The organism is Bacteroides sp. HMSC067B03, from assembly GCF_001811315.1.
Classification (GTDB): domain Bacteria; phylum Bacteroidota; class Bacteroidia; order Bacteroidales; family Bacteroidaceae; genus Bacteroides; species Bacteroides faecis.
The window spans coordinates 1-21,057 of sequence record NZ_KV804367.1; the positions used below are offsets into that span (position 1 = coordinate 1).

Sequence of the window (21,057 nt, forward strand, 5' to 3'; positions counted from 1 at the left end):
CATGAGAGCAAAACTCATATTTAAACTCGTTGAGGGCTTTTCTTCTGCCTTCTCATCCTTTACCTTTGCAACATAATAATTAATCAACAAACAACCAGGAGCGAATGTTATGAGAAAGAATGTATTAACAATTATGGTATTGCTGATTTCGGGAACGATACTAGCTCAAAATGGAGGAACATTTATGAAGAAGTATGAAAACCAATTGCCACAATCAGGTTATCGTATTCGGTTCGCCCAAAGTAGGCACCAAATTGATGCAGGAAAATCCAAGCATATCTATCGAACTGCCATTGAAAATCTCTGTATGGGAAGACAAGAACGGCAGTGTATGGGCTACCTTCCCATTAATGAAACCAATGGCAGCCAATTATGGGCTGGAAAATGAACCTGTCATCGAAAAGATGCAAACTTTGCTCGAAAATATCGTTATTAAATCGGCAAGCGTGTATTAAATACCAGTCAGTATATACCATATCATTATAGTGTGCGGCAACCCTTTCAGAAGTTACCGCACACTGTTTATTCCCCATACAAAAGCAGCAAAACCTTCTCTGCAAAGATGCTTATTCTCGCCTTCCCTACCCAATTACAATTTTTCCCTATGTGATAACAATATTTCCCGTTTCATATTCTTATATATCCTTAGTTCGCAAAAAAGACTATCTTTGTATAACAAAAGGACAAGCAATACTAAGATGAAACAAATCATATTGTTCACAGTAAGTCTATTAATCGCAATCAGCACCCAAGCAGTTGAGACTGAAAAGGAATTTATCTTAATACTTAATTCCACTTTAGCTAATGGAACCTGGGATAAAGACTTCAATAAAGAGTTACAAGATCATTGTCATAAACGATCAAATTTATACTTAGATTCCTATACCCTGTCCTTTCCGTCGGCAGACACGGAAAAAGATTCTAAAGAACAATGCGCCCGAATATTGCAGAAATATGCATCGAATCGTCCTAAAGCAGTTGTCATCATAGGTGCAATGGGATGGCATATCACTTCTCACTTATTCGAAACCACTTGGAAAGACATTCCTGTAATCCTATGCCATCCGCTAGCCACATTGCCTAACTCATTGCAAAGCATTTTGGCATATGAAGCACCCGACTCTCTCCATATCACCACCATCAAAGAATTACAGAAACACTACAACATCACCTTTCTGGAGCAAAAGCTTTATATCAAAGAAACCCTCCGACTGATGCGTGCTCTCCAGCCGGAAATGAAGAACATTGCTTTTATTTCAGATAGTCTCTATATGAGCCACATGGTATTCAGCAAAGTAGAAAAAACAGTCCGGCAGCATTACCCCGACCTGAAGCTTATATGGCTCTCACAAAGAGAACTCGACCTGGAACAACTGCTCGACACAGTCAGCAGCTACGACAAAAGTACCGGACTGCTGTATTTCTCCTGGCACAAGCCGCAACAGATGCCCAGTCACAGTTTCCTTGCCGACAATATAGGCAAAACACTTACAGGCTTTGCCAACTCCCCTCTTTTCACGCTAAAAGACTTACACCCACAGGACGGCTACTTCGGTGGAGGCTACTACGTCAGCGCAAGTGACTATGCAACCGACTGTATGAGAATCATAGACGAAATAAGAGAAGGCAAACCGGCATCCGACATTCCACCCGATGCCGGACAATCGACTCCTGAAAACTACTTTAACTATCTCGATTTACAATGGTTCAACATATCTCCACAGCTCTGTCCCGACCAGATTCACCTTTATAATGAACCAGTCAGTTTCTACGAAAAATACTGGAAAAACATTCTTGGACTCATTCTCATTCCACTGGTTATCTTCGTCATGCGTCATTACTTTTACCGTATCGGCAAGAAGCACAAGAACATGAATAAACGTATCATCAATTCATTAGATGTGGCAGTTTATCTGGTAGACAAACATGGAATTGTAGAACAGATTCTAAACACTCCCGCAGAAGAAAATTACGTGCAAAGCATCAAAAAAGGGGAGCATATGGAAATCCGTCAGATAATAACGGACGATGAGGAATTCAGAAAGAATATGGAAGCAATAGAGCAGGTGTTGAAAACTAAAAAAAACTTGCACATCAAGACTCAGATAAAAAACATGCAAGGAGAATCTCTTTACGTATCAGTACATATTGCTTATTATGACAAAAATCATGTTCTGGGATTCGTACGTAATATCTCTGACATTGAAAATGAACGTATCCGCAACGAGAGGTCTAACTTTTTTCTCAAATCCCTTCTTGACAATCTTCCTATTGCTACTATTGTGAAAGATATTAATGACAGAGGCAAATATCTGGTATGGAACAAGAAAGCAGCCGAAATGGTAAATACAGATGCTTCCCATATCATAGGGAAACGAGAGGAAGACTTTATCGGCAAGGAACGTACTGACTTCCTCGTTGAAGCAGAAAGAGAAGTGATTGAAAACGGCAAACCGAAATCGTTCATCAAACGCTTTACCAACAGAGACGGTCAGACTAAAATTCTGTCTATCCACAAAGCATTAGTCTGCTTTCCTAAAGGCAACGAACGCTGGCTGGTCAGCTCCTCTCTGGATATCACCGAACTTGAAATGCAACGCAAACAGATAGAACTAATGAACCGCCACTATATGTTTGTCATGCAAGCTATCGGCCTGATATCATGGACATAGGACTTAAGAAAAGACGAAATAACCTGTAACCGCAGCTACTTCACACCGAAAACTCATGCAGCAACAGGCACCGTAATCGAAAAAGGAGATGATTATTATTCACAGATTATCCCCGAGCACCGTGAACGGATACGTCAAGCTTTCGATAATCTAAAGAATGGAACTCCTTCTCCTTTCAACGAGGAGTACCAGATTATCTATGAAGGAGATGATGTTCCATCTTGGGCAGAAACCTTTGCAATCGTCAGCGAACGGGATAGAAACGGCAAACCGCTTGTACTTGTCGGAGCCACCCGACTGATTGATGAACGGAAAAAGCTAGACCAGGAGCTGCTACATGCCAAAGAAAGAGCAGAAGAAGCCAACCGGTTGAAATCTGCGTTTCTTGCCAATATGAGCCATGAGATACGGACTCCTCTCAACGCTATTGTCGGCTTCTCCGCTCTACTCGCAGATACACATCCGAACGAAGAAAGCAAAGAGTATGTCCACATCATCGAAAGCAATAATCAACTCCTGCTACAATTAATAAACGACATTCTCGACATATCCAAAACAGAATCCGGTACACTGGAATTTGTATATGGTGATATGGATGTCAACGGCAGCTTTAACGAGATAGAATCTGCCACACGCCTGAAATTAGACCTGGGTCCGAACGTAGAAATCCGTTTCCTGCCGGCTCTTGACGAATGTATGCTGTACACCGAAAAGAATCGTGTACTGCAAGTCATCAACAATTATATATCCAACGCAATCAAATACACTTCTTCCGGATACATCCATTTCGGCTATTACCCTCCGAAAGAAGATAAAATCAGGTTCTTCGTTAGGGATACGGGAAGTGGAATCCCCAAAGAAAAACAGCAGCAGATTTTCGGGCGCTTTATCAAATTGGATAACTTCAAGCAAGGCACAGGACTAGGATTATCCATCTGCTCCATGATTGCAGAAAAGATGGACGGACACGTAGGAGTATCTTCCGAAGTAGGCAAAGGTTCCGAGTTTTGGTTCGAGATTCCCTGCCAACCCGTTTTACCTCCTCAACAAGAAGTCGAGGAGCAAAAAAAAGAGCAACTGAGTATCAACAATCCTAAAGACGTAAAAATACTGATTGCTGAAGATAATCCAAGCAACTATAAACTCTTTAAAACTATACTGGAAAAAGAATATACCTTGCTCCACGCATGGAACGGGCTGGAAGCTATTAACTTATTCAAAGAAGCACAACCGTCTCTGATACTAATGGATATAAAAATGCCGGTTCTTGACGGTTATGAAGCAACTACCGAAATACGAAAATTATCAGAAGACATTCCGATCTTAGCTATCACAGCTTATGCTTTGGAGGGAGATGAACAGCGTATCTTGCAAAACGGATTTAACGGCTATCTTTCCAAACCGATCATCTCTCAATCACTAAAAAGCAAGATCAAGAATTTACTGAAAAAGAAATTTATATTTATGTAAACTCATACAAGAACCATCATCGCCCCCTTTTATCTATTACTCTTATGACACACTATTACACTAATTCACTGAAAGGAATTATCCTACTGACAAACAATTTACCAGCAGTTCTGGCAGGTCATAAGACGAATGACTTATACAAATTTATCTGGATACAAGAAGGAAAAGCAACTCTTGTTGTCGACCATGTAGAAAAAACTTTGGGCAAAGACGAATTTATCTCTCTAAGCCCACTGCATGACATTAAAATAAAAAAAGCAGAAGGGAAATATATCGGACTTTTATTCAATTCAGAATTCTACAGCATCTACAAGCACGATGAAGAAGTCTCATGCAACGGATTATTATTCAATGGAACTTCTCGTATTGTCAACATGCAACTTCCGGAGATTACCATCAGACAGCTTTATGAAGTCATTGATAAAATGAGAGATGAATTTCTGTTGAATGACAGCCTTGAAGGAGAAATGCTCCGCCTGCTACTCAAACGTTTTATCATACTATGTACCCGCCTGGCAAGAGAGCACTTTTCCGACTCGCAGGAAAAGGAAAGCGGCTTTGATATCATACGGCAATACTCCATCCTCGTAGATAAACATTTCAAAGAAAAAAAACGAGTTGCCGACTATGCGGAAATGTTACATCGCTCGCCCAAAACTCTCAGTAATATTTTCGCCTCTTACCAGCTCCCTTCTCCTCTCAGAATTATCCACGAACGAATAATCACAGAAGCCAAACGCCTGTTATTGAAAAGCCCGGCAAGCGTGAAAGAGATTGCCACCATTCTCGGATTCGAGCACGTATGTACTTTCAGCCGCTTCTTCAAACACATAATGGGAGAGAACATTTCTGACTACCGCAGAAGAAATTCCAAATAACCTGCACAAAAAACGGTACCTCGATTCACATCGCAGCACCGTCACAACACAAACACAAAATAAAACACGACAAAACTACTATGCAATCTTACCTGTGATGCCGGGGAGGCATGCCTTGCTTGACTTATCTATATTCGCATACCCATAAGAAGCTTTATCAGGTGATTTGCATAATAAACAACGTATCTGAACGGATTTTGTTCACAGAGGTCCGAAAAAAATGGAATGATTTTCGCTTTTTAACAAAAAACGGTACCCCGATTCACATCGCAGCACCGTCACAACACAAACACAAAATAAAACACGACAAAACTACTATGCAATCATCCTGTCTATGCCGGGGAGGCATATGTTACTGACTTATATATATTCGCATACCTACAAGAGTATTTCAGGCGATTTGCATGTATATAACATTCCCCTTTCTGATTTGTTCACGAAAGGAGAAATTAAAAGTTTATTTCTTTCCCTTATAATCTCTCAGAAAGCCTTCCATCAGCCATTTGGCAAGTGCCTGGCGATTGGAATCCATCACCAGTCTCCGCTGGTCAAATGTATTTTGGATATTGCCCAGCTCTACGAAAACAGAAGCAGGCGTAGTATGAGAAAGCACGTACAGATTGCGTCCGCTCACCGTTCCGGCAAAGCCACGATTCGGTTGGTGCTTGCCATATTTTGATTCAAAAGTATTTTTCATGTTATTGGCCAGCCGTTTACTCTCAGCCTTCTTATTGGAGTGATAGAAAAACACATCCGTTTGTTTTCCTTTGCTCCGGCTATCCACATGGATAAAGATAGCCCGGCAGTAAGTATAGTTTTTACGGTCCTTCTGATAAAGAGCATTGATCTTGTTACAGCGTTGCTGAAGACGTTGCACCTGATTCAACGGAATGGGATCGCCCATACAAGTTTCACGTTTACTATTGGAAAGATAGGCATCATCGCGGATACCATCTTTAGCGTCTTGAATGATGATATGCACTTCAGCTCCTTCCTGCATCAGATTTCGTGCCAGACGAAGGGCGATATCGTAGGCGTATTCATCTTCATGAAGTTCATGCTTGCCTACCCATCCGATCGCTCCGGGATCGGGGCCACCGTGTCCGCTGACTACATAAAAACAGGCACCTGCAAGCCGGTTGGAAGAAACTTTCACACTCGACAGTTTCTTCCCGAATAAAGGTTCGTTGATGGTTGTACCGATTTTCTTCGCTCCGGAAGTTCTCGATTTAGTGACCGTATCCTCCGTCGACACCTCCTTCCTCGCAGTCTTTTTTGCCGGAGCGGGTTTAGCCGAAGTTCCTGACGAACGTTTTACCGGAGGAATCACATAAGTTACCCCCATCTTCAGAACATTATTCTTCCCTAACTTCTGCTTATTCAGTTCCACAAAATCATCGTAATATTTCTTTGGAGAACGATTATGGCGCAACAAGAAAGTAGAAATTCCCTCACCTGCCTTCGGAGTCGCTTTTTGCTGAGCCTGCACGCTGCCCGCCAAAAAGAGGAAACTTATAAATAATAGGATGTAGAGTTTATTTTTCATATTTACACTAGCTATCTCCCTCACAAGGGTATCATTTCACTCATAAACAGGGCAAAAATACAATTATTTTCCTTACTTTTGCACCGTTAAAACTTTTTTTGGCAATAAATCATTAAACCCGATATCATTATGGCAAAACAATTCAAGCCCGAAACCCTGTGCGTACAAGCAGGATGGACGCCGAAAAAGGGCGAACCACGCGTGTTGCCCATCTACCAAAGTACCACTTTCAAATATGATACCAGCGAGCAAATGGCACGCCTCTTCGATTTGGAAGACAGCGGTTACTTCTACACCCGCCTGCAAAACCCGACGAACGACGCTGTTGCCGCTAAGATTGCCGCCCTCGAAGGTGGTGTAGCCGCTATGCTGACTTCCAGCGGTCAGGCAGCCAACTTCTATGCCATTTTCAATATCTGCCAGGCAGGAGACCATTTCGTTTGTTCTTCCGCTATCTACGGTGGAACTTTCAACTTGTTCGGTGTGACAATGAAAAAGCTTGGCATCGACGTAACGTTCGTCACTCCGGATGCCAGCGAAGAGGAAATCTCCGCAGCTTTCAAGCCAAACACTAAAGCACTGTTCGGAGAAACGGTTTCCAACCCTTCTCTCGAAGTGCTGGATATCGAGAAGTTTGCCCGCATCGCACACAATCACGGGGTACCTTTGATTGTAGACAACACATTCCCGACTCCGATTAACTGCCGCCCGTTTGAATGGGGAGCGGACATCGTTGTTCATTCCACAACCAAATATATGGACGGACACGCAACAAGCATAGGCGGATGTATCGTTGACAGCGGAAATTTCGACTGGGATGCTCATGCCGACAAATTCCCCGGCCTGTGTACTCCGGACGAGTCTTATCACGGCCTGACTTATACGAAAGCATTCGGCAAAGGAGCTTATATCACAAAAGCAACCGCACAGTTAATGCGCGACCTCGGCAGTATTCAAAGCCCGCAAAATGCTTTCTTACTGAACCTGGGACTGGAAACATTGCATCTCCGTATGCCACAGCACTGTCGCAATGCACAGAAAGTAGCCGAGTTCCTTTCCAAAAACGAGAAAGTGGCCTGGGTAAACTATTGCGGTCTGCCGGATAACAAATATTATGCTCTGGCGCAGAAATATATGCCGAACGGCTCTTGCGGAGTTATCTCCTTCGGACTGAAAGGCGGACGTGACGTATCCATCAAATTTATGGATTCACTGGAGTTTATCGCCATCGTTACTCACGTTGCTGATGCACGCAGCTGTGTGCTTCATCCTGCCAGCCACACTCACCGCCAGCTGACAGACGAACAGCTGCTCGAAGCAGGTGTACGTCCGGACTTGATCCGTCTGTCCGTAGGTATCGAAAATGCAGAAGATATTATCGCAGATATCGAACAGGCACTGAATGCATAACAACTGATATTCAGAACAATGACAATAGCAAGAAAGCACGGGATGAAACATCACCGTGCTTTTTTGTTTCCTGCAAAAGAAAGTTAATCTTCAAAAGAGAGTTTCAATATTACTTTCCTCCCTTCCATACTTATAGACTCTATCCCTTTACTCTTTTTCAAGGGCTTTCCATCTTCAGTAATACCTGTCAACGAAGTTGCAGGAAATTACATTTCCATACCTAAAAGATCAGTAGTTACGTTTGTTATGAAGTAAAAAAGCTATCTTTGCCCAGGAAGTACATAAAAACTTCCGCTATTATATTATTATATGAAAGGCATATTACTGAAATATTGCATATTTGTCATTAGCTTTTTAATTACATTATCTGTATCAGCCCAGCAGGTAGTCGTCACCGAACTACCTACCCAAAAGCTGTTACCGGTAGCACATATCCATCATATACTGCAAGACAGTGAGGGATATATGTGGTATGCGACAGAAGGAGGAGGTCTATGTCGTGACAATGGTTATCAGATTGATGTCTTCCGTTCCGACCTGAATACCCCTAACTTATTATCAAGTAACGATATCACCTGTCTGACAGAAGACAACAATCATCATATCTGGTTCGGGACCAAACGGGGACTATACAAACTGGATAAAAGAAATTACTCGATAACGGAAATAACGAACAAAGAACTTCAGCAACAAGCCATTAATGCCATTCGGGCCATCCATGACGGAACAATCTGGGTGGCGGCAGATGGCATGATCTACCATTACTCCAATGACAGCAAACTACTTGGCAGCTATCCCTCGCAATGGAAAGGACATAAACAAAATGTTTCAGACCTTTACGAGGACAGTAAACATACCCTTTGGATAATGCAATGGTGGGGAGGGCTTTTAGAATACCATCCTGCAACAGATCACTTCTTACCACATCCATGGACATGCGGCGCATCACCTACACAAATGATAGAAGATGCACAGAATAACTGTTATTGGATAGCCACATGGGGAAAAGGAGTCGTGCGGTTTACTCCTTCTGCTAATATACAAACAGATACGGACAACTGCACATTGCAACCAGCCACTTTAGAAGGCAGTGAGCATAATCCACATAAAAGCCAGATACTGGGACTATTAAAAGACAGCAGACAAGGAGTATTGTGGGTTTCAGCCATGAATGACCTGTATGCTTATCAAATTATAAATAATAAACTTCATCCGGTTTCTACCGAAGCTTTCCTGCCTAAAGGCAAAAAGATACTGGACCGGATCATAGAAGACCGTTCCGGCAACGTATGGGTACCGGGATATTCTCCGCATTCATTCATCCTTTCATTTGACTCCAATAAAATAAAACGCTATCCTACCCCCGCTATGTCTGCCATCACCGGCTACCCGGTGATAGCAGACAGGACTATCCGGGAAGAAGAGTATTACTGGATATGGCAGGGGAGAACAGGACTATCATTGTATCATCCGGCTTCTGAACAGATTTCTTTCGCCTCCGATTTTCCGAACGATACAGGCAAATACCATATTATAAAATGTATAGAGAAATGCCGGACACAACCGGGAATCTGGGCTGCCAGTGGAAATGCCTGTGTGGTACACCTACAGCATGAGAGCATGAAAATGAAATGCATACAAGAAATCCGTATTCCGGATGCCTGTCAGGTTCGCGTGTTGCATGAAGACGACCAGGGGAACTTATGGATTGGAACAGAAAATGCAATCTATCAATATTCCATATCGGACGGGAATATGAGAAGAATTCATAAGGACACGGGCGCAATCAACGGTATAGCGATTTCTCCCGATAAAGCTATCTACTATATCACCGAAACGCCGGAATTCTCATGCCTTCCCCCGGATGGACAAGTACACTCCATCCACAAAGGCGAAAACTATTCTTCCATCATCATATCCCCCGACAATAAGATATGGACTGCCACACTAGAAGGAAATGTATATAGTTACCACCCACAATTGCAAACACTGGCCAGAGAAGACAATGCGTGTAATGCCAATGGAGATGCGGTTAAAAGTATGACCGTGGACAATCTCGGCCATTTATGGATATTGGCCGATCAGTATGTAAAAGAATATAATCCTAAAAATCATTCATTCAGAATCCTGTACAATTCAGACCGTTTCATTCAGGTAGATTACTTCCTTTCCATAGGGAAAATAGAAAACGGTACGATTTGCCTTGGAGGAATCGGCGCTTTCTGCCTTGCTACCCCATCGCCGGAATTAGACCAATCTCCCAACGACATAAAGCCGGTGATTTCATCTATCAAAACAGATGGAAACAGGCGAATCATGGGCATAGATACACAACTAATCGAACTGGCTCCCGACAATGTAAATATAGAACTCTCTTTTTCAACCCTTGAACACTTGCATGCCGGACAAATCAGTTATGCTTATCGCCTGAAAGGATGGGACACCAACTGGAATTATTTGCCACCGGGAATCAATACAGCCTATTTCACCAAACTCCCGAAAGGTAACTACACGCTGGAAATAAAAGCAACAGATATTCACGGCTGCTGGGCACAACCTGTCTCCTGTTTACAAATTCACCGTCTCCCCGCATGGTACGAGACCTGGTGGGCATATACACTGGGCATCATCTCCATCATTTTAGTCATGACAGGATCACTAAAGTTATACTTCAACCGCCTGCACAAAAAACAGAAAGAACAGATGGAAGAACAGCTGACGCAAATGAAATTCCGTTTCTTCACGAATATCAGTCATGAACTGCGTACTCCTCTGACACTCATCATCACTCCATTGAGCAGCCTGTTAACGGATATTCAGGACAGCAAATTGAAGCAACAATTATCTTCCATTTATCGCAACGCACAGGAATTACTTCAATTAGTAAACCAACTGCTCGACTTCCGGAAACTAGAAGTGCATGGTGAGAAACTACAGCTCATGAATGGAGAAATCTACGAATTTGTCTCATCAACTTGTGAAGTATTTGGAGCGTATGCCACCAATAAACAAATTGAATACTCTATCTTACTGCCACGACAAGGGGTACATATGTATTTTGACCGGGATAAGGTGCATCGTATCCTCTACAACTTACTGAATAATGCGTTTAAATTTACTCCGCCCGGCGGAAGCATTACAGTTTCTGCGGATACCATAACCCAAGATGGAACACAGTATATATGCATTCGAATTGAAGATACAGGAAAAGGAATAGAGTCTGAAGCTCTTTCTCATATTTTCGACCGTTATTATCAGATCGACGCAAGCGAAAACAGACAAGCCACAGCAGGAAGCGGTATCGGGTTGCACATCGTCAAAGAGTATGTCAGTCTGCATCACGGATTCATTGAAGTGGACAGCAAAAGATATAAGGGAAGTGAATTCCGCATTTATCTCCCAACCCATCTGACAGATGAACGTTTATCGCCAAGAGAAGAGAGCGAAAGCAAGGAAGCAGTATCATCAAATAATCGCAGGACAATTCTTCTGGTAGAAGACAACGAAGAATTCCGCCGATTCATGTACCAGCAACTATCACAGGAATATCAGGTGTGGGAAGCTTCCAATGGAGAAGAGGCAGAAACCATCGCCAACGAAAAAGAAGTGGATATAGTGGTAAGTGACGTCATGATGCCGGGAATAGACGGGTTCGAATTATGTCATCGTCTGAAACAGAATGTCAAAACCTCCCACCTCTTCATCATACTGCTCACTGCCCGTACCGGTGACGAGAGTATATTGGAAGGTTATAAATCAGGAGCTGACTGTTATCTGACCAAGCCTTTCAACATGGAAATTCTGGACAATCGCATTCATCATCTGCTTGCACTGCAACAGAAGCGTAAACAGATATTCCTGACAGAAATAGAAGTGAATACGGAAGACCTGACCACTTCAAAAGTGGATGAAGAGTTCTTGAAAAAAGCGGTGGCATTCGTCGAGAAGAATCTGGATAACAACGATTATAGCGTAGAACTCTTCAGCGACGACATGTGTATGAGCCGAATGAATCTTTACCGTAAGCTTCAATCCATTACCGGGCAAAAGCCGACAGAATTTATCCGAAGTATCCGGTTGAAGAAAGCAGCCCGGTTATTAACGGACACAGACCTGTCTATTGTTGAAATATCCGAAAAAGTAGGATTTGCCACCCCCAGTTATTTCAGCAAATGTTTTAAAGAAATGTTCGGAGTACTTCCTACTCAATATCATAAATAAGATATGTAAAGTCGACGAGTATAATTACATCAAACACCTGCTACAAATATGTCAGCATAGATTTTGATACATTTATTGCAGTAGTTTGTTACATTGTTGTTCTGCCGGATTGATGTTCTTCCCTACCTTTGTCCACATATCAAATGAATGACAAAAGCTATGGACAAACATTTCAGATTCTCAGCCATCTTATTGGCTATTTCTTTTTCCATGTTAAGTTTTACGACAAGCATTTCTGCTTCGGAACGTAAGATAAACATGAACCAACATTGGAAATTCTATCACGGATGCATTGCAAATGCCGAACAACCTTCCTTCAACGACAGCGGATGGAGAGTGCTTGACATTCCCCATGACTGGAGTGTGGAACCTCTACCCGTACAAAGAGAAGGTATAACCATCGGTCCTTTTTCCCGCATGAGCATAGGCGGACCGGATACCGGACAGACCGTAGGCGGTGAAGGATGGTACAGAAAAGAACTGATCCTCCAACCGGGAGATACGGACAAAATCCTCTCCCTCTATTTTGAAGGTGCTTACAACCAGACGGAAGTATGGATAAACGGACAAAAGGCATGTTTCAATGCCTACGGATATATTCCTTTCAGAATCGACATTAATAAATACTGTAATGCCCCCGGCATTCCCAATACAATCGCCGTAAAAGTCATTAATGAAGGACTGAACAGCCGCTGGTATGCAGGTTCCGGGATTTACCGCCATGTATGGTTGATAAAAACAGATAAAGTCCACTTAGACGAATGGGATACTTTCGTAGACGCTTCTAAAGTAGAAGGCAGAAAAGCAACAGTCAATCTTCACACCATTCTGCATAACGCCCATAAAGAAGAAGTTGTCAGTCATCTGAACGTGCGGATTCTTTCCCCGCAGGGCGCTGAAGTTTACTCTGCAACCCAACAGGTGAATATAGCAGGAGAAGGAAATACTCCCCTCTCCCTCTCCTTTGAAATCAAGAAACCGGAGTTATGGTCCGTCGATTCACCTCATTTATATACGGCCCATATTTCCGTCCGGTCAGACAAAGAGGAATCGGATCAGATAACGGTCCCTTTCGGCATACGTACCATTGAGTTCAATGCAAAAGAAGGATTCCTGCTAAATGGAAAACCACTGAAACTAAGAGGCGGTTGCCTGCACCATGACAATGGTCTGTTGGGTGCAGTAGCTCTCGACAGAGCAGAAGAACGCAAAGTAGAACTGATGAAAGCGAACGGATTCAATGCGGTCAGATGTTCTCATAATCTGCCTTCAGAATACTTCCTGCAAGCATGTGACAAACTGGGATTACTTGTTATTGACGAAGTATTCGACCAATGGCAACAAGCCAAACGTCCGCAGGATTATCACCAGTATTTCGACGAATGGAGCGAACATGACATGACAACCATGCTCCGCAGAGACAGAAACCATCCATCCATTATCATGTGGAGCATCGGTAATGAAATAGCCGAACGTGCAGACGAACCGACTGGAGAAGTGATTGCAAAGAAACTCATCGCAACCATTGAAAAATATGACACTACCCGCCCCTCTACCGCCGCAGTCAACGCATTTTGGGACAGAAGACATTTCAGCTGGGAAAAAGACTCGGAAAGAGCATTCCGCAATCTCGACGTTTCCGGCTACAACTATCAATGGAAAGAATACGAGAACGATCACGCACGTTTTCCCGAACGAGTGATGTACGGCAGCGAATCTGTTCCCAAGGAAGCGGCACAAAACTGGAATCTGATTGACAAGAACCCCTATCTGATTGGAGACTTTGTGTGGACAGCCATCGATTATCTGGGTGAAGCCGGTTTGGCACATACTCTTGAACTCGCTCCCGGAGAACACAGTCCTCAATTCATGGGATGGCCCTGGTACAATGCCTGGTGCGGTGATATCGATCTCTGCGGAGATAAGAAACCACAATCTTACTATCGGGACATACTTTGGAACAGACGAGATATTTCATTGGCTGTTCAACCGCCTGTAGCCAATGGAAAAAGAGAAGATATCAACTATTGGGGATGGAAAAACGAACTGTTAAGCTGGAACTGGAAAGGCATGGAAGGCAAAACGATGACCGTACATGTTTATAGCCGTTCTCCCAAAGTACGACTGTATCTGAACAATCGCCTGATAGGTGAAAAGGAAACAACACCCGATACTTATACCGCTTCTTTTGAAGTTCCCTACGAACCGGGAGAATTAAAAGCCTGCAACGTGAAAGGAAAGAAAGAAACCGCTTCAGCAGCACTCAACACTGCCGGAAATCCGGCAAGTATCCGTCTGACTGCTGACCGATCTAAGATAAAAGCCGATAAAAATGATCTGGCATACGTAAAAATTGAAGTCTTGGATAAAGACGGAAGAGTCATTCCCGACTGTGAGATTCCTTTGGAGATCAAATCCGGCGGAAAAGGTTCGGTCATCGCTTCCGGAAACGGAAGTGCCGATGATATGAGAAGTTTCCGTTCCCTGACTCCCAAAACATTCCGTGGAAAAGCAATAGTTATCGTGCAACCCGATACACAAGAAGGAAACATTCATCTCACTGTCTCCGCAAAAGGATTGCCGGAGGCAAATATTTCCATAGAAACCTATGAATAATAACCAATAATGAATATATAGAAATATGAGGAACATCATTAGAAAAACAATCTTAATGAGTGGGATAGCATTGACACTCTCCATAAGCAATATATATGCACAATCCTACGAATGGATCAGCAGTACGGAAGGAAACACCTGGCAACAAGCCAAAATCAAACTACAGACGAAAGCCGCACAGGCTCCTGTGCTTGATATAGACGGTTCGGAAGACGGCACTACCTTCAAAGCTTGGGGAACATGCTTCAATGAGCTGGGATGGGACGCGCTTAACATGCTCCCAAGAACACAACAGGAAACAATTCTCCGGCAACTCTTTTCTCCCGAAGGAGACTTGAAATTCAATATGGGACGTTTTTCCATGAATGCCAATGACTACGCCCGTGACTGGTACAGTTGCGACGAAGTATCCGGTGACTTCCAGTTAAAGCATTTCAATATCAACCGGGATAAAACGACATTGATTCCTTTCATCAAAGCGGCACAACAGTATAATCCGAATATGACTTTCTGGACATCCCCCTGGTCACCTCCTTCCTGGATGAAGATTAACCATTATTATTCAGTACGTAGTGACCGTAATCAGAATCAGATGTCTCCGCTATCAGACGTAGCTCTGTTTGAAAATAACACCGAAAAGAGAGATGGAGTATTCCCACACCAATTGGCAGTGAACGATTACTTTATACAGGACCCGCGCTATCTGCAAACATACGCCAACTATTTCTGCAAATTCATTGACGCGTACAAAGAACAAGGCATTCCCGTTTCTATGGTCATGTTCCAGAACGAATCATGGAGTTACACAAACTATCCGGGCTGTGCCTGGACGCCGGAAGGTATTATCTGTTTCAATGTTGAGTATCTCGCTCCCACTTTAAAGAAGCGTCATCCGGAAGTTAAGGTGTATTTAGGCACCATCAATACCAACCGCTATGACATCATTGATCAGGTATTATCCGATCCGCGAATGCCGGAGACAATACAAGGAGTCGGCTTCCAGTGGGAAGGCGGGCAGATCCTGCCTCGTCTTCGTGCCAAATATCCGCAATACAAATATGTACAGACAGAAAGTGAGTGCGGCTGGGGCTCTTTTGACTGGAAAGCAGCCGAACATACCTTCGGTCTGATGAATCATTATCTGGGTAATGGTTGTGAAGAGTATACTTTCTGGAATGCGATTCTGTATGATGGAGGTTTCAGCGGTTGGGGCTGGAAACAAAATGCGCTGATTCATGTCGATTCAAAAGCCGGAACAGCCACATATACCCCTGAATATTATGCAGTAAAACATTATAGTCACTACATAACTCCAGGATCAAAGATACTGTCTTATAAAGCAGGCAAAGATGACAAGACACCGGTAATGATAGTTATGACTCCGCAAAAGAAGCAAGTAGTAATAGCCGGAAACTTCAATGGAGAAGCTAAGGAAGTGACTGTAAAATTAGGAAATCGCTATTTATGTGTTACCCTGCAGGCTCACTCACTGAATACATTCGTTGAAAAGTAAAAATCAAAAGGACGTTCCCGAGGGAAAAAGGGGAAATGTGGGAAACAGGAACGTCCTTGAATACATAATAATACAAAAACAGGGACTTTCACAAGGGCACATTTTTGTTTCTCACGTTATAAACATCTCCTTTTCATAAAGAAGTAGTGCATTAATCCGGGAGACATCATGAGAAGGATTATTATGATTGGATTCTTGTTTATTCAGCAATCTCTGTATTGACAAATATTCATCGCATTATAGTGATGACCGGTAAGCTGTCCGGATATAGGAGCCAATCACATTATCGTTATTAATCTCAATATATTTTTTCAGTAATTCCGTAAAACCGACTTTGATCTGCTCTACCGGCTTATCTGTACAAGTAGCAGAATATTCATCAACAGCCAGAAGAAAATCCTGCATCCGTTCATTCAGCAATGTGCCTTTTGTACAAACCACCTCAGAAATGCTAGCTTTGATAGTACCATTTTCAATCACTACAGGCAAACGGTATTCCAGTCCTGTCTTGCTAGCATGAATGGATAAAATTTTAATTACCGGTCTTTCTACATTGGTCGTGTCTGCAAAAGCAAACTTTCCATTTACAATTCTTGCACTGTCTATCAAACTGTTGGTTGAGGCATCTTTCATATAGACCATTTTCCCTTCAAATTCAGCCAGAGGTGCACTGCCTTCAATCTTATAACCTTTCATTTGAGAGCAAGCTCCCATCACCAATACCCCAATGAAAAAGGGTAATAGCTCCACATATCTTTTCATTGAACTCTTATTTCTTCTTGAAAGAAAGAAAAGCCGCCCGCCAATAGTCAGCAGAGCGGCTTTCACTTTTCATTTATACATTTGTATAATCATTTATCTTCAGAATCTGAATCCAAGCTTCACCATCGGCATTTCGAATATCTTGATGTTATGGTGACCAGCATTGTACTTATCAAACCCTTTCGGACAAATCTGTATCAGATCATAGCGGTAAGCCAGAGGTTGCATCTCGAAACCGAAAATAAATCCTTTGGCAATGCTATATTCGACACCTGCTACGGCAGCTACTTTGAAACCGTACATCTGCCCGGCTTTGCTTCCTGAGGTGTAAACCTGCGAAGGAAGTTCTTCCGAGTCGTCACTGTCCTTATAGGTATCTCCGGTATATGGTTCAGTTGTTTCAATGCGTGCCATCTGGAAGCCAAGCGCGCCTCCCAGGTATGGATGAATACGTTCGTTGCGAGTCTTGAAATAATAGTTAGAGCCGACAGACATATACCAGTTATTGGTCATCTGCGCATTGATATAGCTTTGCGCAGGGATAATCATATCGGGTACACTGTTATCTCCTTCTACATAGTCTTTTTTGGGAGTCAGGCTGATATTCATGCTGAACTGAAAATTAAGATCCCAGTTGTCAGACAGAAAATATTTTCCTTCGATTCCGGCTATATTGACCAGACTATTATTGTTCAGACTACCGATGTTCAGATAGCGGTTCAGATTGCCGGAGTTATCCGTTCCTCCATTGGGAAGTCCGACTACTCCTTCGGTATTAGTAAACTTGGGCAGCAGGTAAGAAGTGTTCTCATTAAAGAACTTCCCGCTACCAAGTAAAACCGAAACCTGCCACTGTCCTTTCTTCGGGGCAAACGACGCATCATCACTGCTGCTGTAACGCTGCGCCAATGAAGGCGCAGCTGTTATACAGGTCAGCAAAAGTAATGTGCATAGTTTCTTTATCATCTTGTTACTTTTACGTGATTAAGAAATTACTTACTCAAGGTTTCCAATACAGCCTTAACTTGTGCAAGAGCAGTATCATAGATTGCTTTCGCTACATCATAAGCTTCTTGAGCTGTTTCCAAAGCAAGTTTCTTCTGTTCTATTACATAAGCTTCCTTATATTCACCCTTGTTGAACAGTTCAATGCTCTTTTCTGCTGCAGTAACCTTCTGTTTAGCTTCTTCAACTGATTTTTCCTGAGTAGCAACTTCATTCTTCCAATAATTCAGAACAGATTCTACAGTTACCACAGTACCAGTGACTACACCACCGTTGATACCATCAATCTGATCTTGAACAACACTAATCAAGCCATCGTAATCTTGGATCAATTCAGCAAACTTCTTACTATTAGCCTCAGCTTCAGCAGTCAATGCATCTTGTTCCTCTTGTGCTTTCTTCACCTCTTCTTTAGCAGTCTTCAGAGCAATACGAGTCTCGTCAGCTTTTGCAATAAACGGATCCATTAAAGCTGTATTCGTATTTATTTCTGCATTCAGATCGGCAAGTACACCTTCCATTTGAGCCTTCAATGGTTTAATCAAGTCGGCAGCAGCAATCATATCTTTGCAAGTCTGTACATCGTCATTAGCAGCCATCATAGCTCCCAAAGTACCAAAGTCAGTCAAAACAGCACTATTATTCTGCTTAATATAAGCGCGGACCATTGCTTCTGTTACTTCAACAAGTCTGTCTTCGCCAGGAATCACAGTACCAAAAGTAGCATCAGAGGTATACTCTAAAGCATCTTCAGCTGTATTGCGATCTAACTTAGTTGCACTTAATTTAGTAAACTCATCTGCAGAAATATCAGAGCGTAATGCCTGCATGTGGCCAGTTTTCTTACCATCTTTTTCCTCTTCTTTATAGAAAGCATCTTTGCCTGTCATATCTTCAACACTAACTGTATTAGCCAGTATCTGACCGTAAGGATTAGCAGCAAGAGCAGAATAAGTACTAATTGCAGGAGCCACCTTAGCAACAGCAGTAGCAGCCTTTCCAGCAGCTTTAACCAATGCAGCTTTAGCCTTTTCTACTTTCTTATCTTTATCATCAGCAAGAGCTTGATTTCCTGCAGCTTCACCTTTGGCAGCCAAATCAGCAACAGTCTGATCAAGTTTCAGCCATTCAGCCAAAGTAGCATTAGCATCAGCCTTTGCTTTAGCTTGTTTCACTGTATCGTCCAATATAGCTTCCAGTTTGCTGGTAGTTTGTTCAGCAGGAGTCAATGCCTCCCATGCAGCCTTACTAGTAGGAGACAATGCGGTAATCATATTGTCACGGTATGTTTTCTCCAATACCGAAGCTTTTTCTTTTTCTACAGCAGCATCATAAGCAGCTTGATATACGGCATCCCATGCACTATTATAAGCTTTCACTGCAGATTCTACTGCGGCATAAGAAGAATTATAAGCATCTGTCACCTCTTTCAAATCAGTAGTTGGTACTGTAGTTGCTGTACCTTTTACCGCTTTTGCAGAAATTTCCCAGTTAGCTTTATCTTTTTCAAATTTTTCTTTAGCATCTTTGGCTGCCTTTTCTTTTTCTGCCAAAGTCAACTTATTCCATTCAACTCCATTTTCGTCTACAGAATATTTACCTAAAGCATCAATCCAGGCATTCACTTTCATCAGAGTAAGAGATGCCTTACTAGTTCTGGCTGTTACATCTTCTATCTTCAAATCGGCATTGTACTCAGTTTGCGTATACTGAACAGCCAGATAATCAAACACACCTGTACTAACAGTATATCCATCTAAAGATGTAAAATCATTGCTACTACTAAATAATGTCCTCAATCCTTCATTAATAGGTTCAGATTTATAAGCTGCAATATCAAGCTGAGTATTAACCTGTGTTGTAGAGTCTGCTACAGCTTTATCATATGCCTCTTTAGCAGCTTTACGCGCTTTTATCTTTTCGGCTACTTTTTGTTCTGCAGCTTTATAATCTGCGGAAGTCTTAATAGTAGCGATCTCAACATCAGCTTTGCTCTTTTCACTTTCATATTCAGATTTCTTCTTCTTCAGATCCAGAATCTTATCATCCCATGCAGCTGCATCAAAGTCTTCTGCCAAAGCTAACATATTATTTTTCTCATCCAATAAAATTTCTGCTTTTTCAACTGCAATCTGTGCCAACTTCAATTCAGCCTGCAAGCTAGCTAATGTCGGAAGATCAGGATTAACCAATGCATCATAATAATTATCCTGAGCTGTCTTTAAAGCATCGTAATATTGGTTCAGGCTAGCAGAAGCAACATAAAGTCTTTGCTGTGCTTTATCAATAATAGCTTTTTCTCCATCAGAAAGCAGAAGTTTTCCTGCTTCAATCAGTTTCATTGCATTATCATAAGCTTCTTGTGCCTGTGCAGTCTGAGTCTGATAGTTCAACATAGCTGCTTTGAAGATTTCAGCTTCTTCAGCCATTTTATTTTCCCAGTAAGCTTTGTCTCTGTTAGCTTCAGCAATCTTAGCTTCCGCCTCAGCTTTTGCTTGTTCGGTAGCAGCTTGTGCGCGTTCTACTTCCAGTTCTTTCAGTTTCACGTCTAAAGCATGCATCTGAACATCGTACTCTTTGTACTGATTATCCAATTCTTTAGATTTGTTTACCAGTTCCTGATAAGCCACCTGTGCTTTTTGCCATTCCACTTCCACCAGCTTTACCGCAGCCTGTGCCTTAATCAGTTCTGATTTTGCTCCCCGCAGATCAACGATACCTTCCGGTTCATCGGTATCAATACATCCCGTGAATGTAGCTGTCGTACCCGCCATTAGCAAGGTTGCGACCAAATACGTCCATTTTCTCATAAAAGTAAATTAAATGTTATACAATTAATAAATAAAAAATTTGTTTGCTGTCATTTCATAATCCATCTCATCTTGGTGGTCTGTCTTTCTGTTACTTCTTAGGTAACGGGAAAGCATGTATTTCCACCCCGACAGAGGTGTCTGCGGGCTACAT

General features: G+C 42.4%; 11 protein-coding genes and 2 pseudogenes. 9 read left to right on the top strand and 4 right to left on the bottom strand.

Annotated features, from left to right (window positions below):
* Positions 1-212 precede the first annotated feature (212 nt).
* From HMPREF2794_RS13760 to HMPREF2794_RS13775, 5 genes and pseudogenes are all read left to right on the top strand, one after another.
* Positions 213-455, top strand: a pseudogene (locus HMPREF2794_RS13760) (DUF302 domain-containing protein); the annotation flags it as partial.
* 243 nt (positions 456-698) lie between these two features.
* Positions 699-2,672 (top strand): PAS domain S-box protein, encoded by a 1,974-nt coding sequence (locus HMPREF2794_RS13765; protein WP_139147255.1) that lies wholly within the window; start codon positions 699-701, stop codon positions 2,670-2,672.
* A gap of 75 nt (positions 2,673-2,747) precedes the next feature.
* A pseudogene (locus tag HMPREF2794_RS29930) lies at positions 2,748-2,951 on the top strand (PAS domain-containing protein); the annotation flags it as partial.
* A gap of 90 nt (positions 2,952-3,041) precedes the next feature.
* Entirely contained in the window at positions 3,042-4,142 is a 1,101-nt protein-coding gene (locus HMPREF2794_RS13770) for a response regulator (protein ID WP_139147256.1), read from the top strand.
* Between the two features lie 44 nt (positions 4,143-4,186).
* The gene (locus HMPREF2794_RS13775) at positions 4,187-5,020 is read left to right on the top strand and encodes an AraC family transcriptional regulator (RefSeq protein ID WP_070751690.1); all 834 of its coding nucleotides are present in this window, start codon (positions 4,187-4,189) and stop codon (positions 5,018-5,020) included.
* Positions 5,021-5,477: 457 nt separating this feature from the next.
* Here the strand turns inward: HMPREF2794_RS13775 and HMPREF2794_RS13780 are convergent, their stop codons facing one another.
* Positions 5,478-6,566, bottom strand: a complete 1,089-nt coding sequence (locus tag HMPREF2794_RS13780) for an N-acetylmuramoyl-L-alanine amidase family protein (RefSeq protein WP_055269839.1) — start codon at positions 6,564-6,566, stop codon at positions 5,478-5,480.
* Between the two features lie 129 nt (positions 6,567-6,695).
* Between HMPREF2794_RS13780 and HMPREF2794_RS13785 the strand changes: the two genes are divergently transcribed.
* From HMPREF2794_RS13785 to HMPREF2794_RS13800, 4 genes are all read left to right on the top strand, one after another.
* The gene (locus tag HMPREF2794_RS13785; RefSeq protein WP_010539125.1) at positions 6,696-7,976 is read left to right on the top strand and encodes an O-acetylhomoserine aminocarboxypropyltransferase/cysteine synthase family protein; all 1,281 of its coding nucleotides are present in this window, start codon (positions 6,696-6,698) and stop codon (positions 7,974-7,976) included.
* Positions 7,977-8,285: 309 nt separating this feature from the next.
* Positions 8,286-12,197, top strand: coding sequence for an ATP-binding protein (locus HMPREF2794_RS13790; RefSeq protein WP_070751691.1), 3,912 nt, complete (start codon positions 8,286-8,288; stop codon positions 12,195-12,197).
* A gap of 159 nt (positions 12,198-12,356) precedes the next feature.
* Positions 12,357-14,813: a glycoside hydrolase family 2 TIM barrel-domain containing protein gene (locus HMPREF2794_RS13795; RefSeq protein ID WP_070751692.1), complete on the top strand. Its 2,457-nt coding sequence runs from the start codon at positions 12,357-12,359 to the stop codon at positions 14,811-14,813.
* 55 nt (positions 14,814-14,868) lie between these two features.
* Positions 14,869-16,326 carry a glycoside hydrolase family 30 protein gene (locus HMPREF2794_RS13800; protein WP_224207329.1) on the top strand — a complete coding sequence of 486 codons (1,458 nt, stop codon included), beginning with the start codon at positions 14,869-14,871 and terminating at the stop codon, positions 16,324-16,326.
* A gap of 237 nt (positions 16,327-16,563) precedes the next feature.
* Here the strand turns inward: HMPREF2794_RS13800 and HMPREF2794_RS13805 are convergent, their stop codons facing one another.
* The 3 genes from HMPREF2794_RS13805 to HMPREF2794_RS13815 form a co-directional block, all read right to left on the bottom strand.
* Positions 16,564-17,088, bottom strand: coding sequence for a DUF4369 domain-containing protein (locus tag HMPREF2794_RS13805; protein ID WP_010539128.1), 525 nt, complete (start codon positions 17,086-17,088; stop codon positions 16,564-16,566).
* 99 nt (positions 17,089-17,187) lie between these two features.
* Entirely contained in the window at positions 17,188-18,054 is an 867-nt protein-coding gene (locus HMPREF2794_RS13810) for a BT1926 family outer membrane beta-barrel protein (RefSeq protein WP_022302445.1), read from the bottom strand.
* 26 nt (positions 18,055-18,080) lie between these two features.
* Positions 18,081-20,903, bottom strand: a complete 2,823-nt coding sequence (locus HMPREF2794_RS13815) for a BT1927 family outer membrane S-layer protein (RefSeq protein WP_192915346.1) — start codon at positions 20,901-20,903, stop codon at positions 18,081-18,083.
* Positions 20,904-21,057 lie beyond the last annotated feature (154 nt).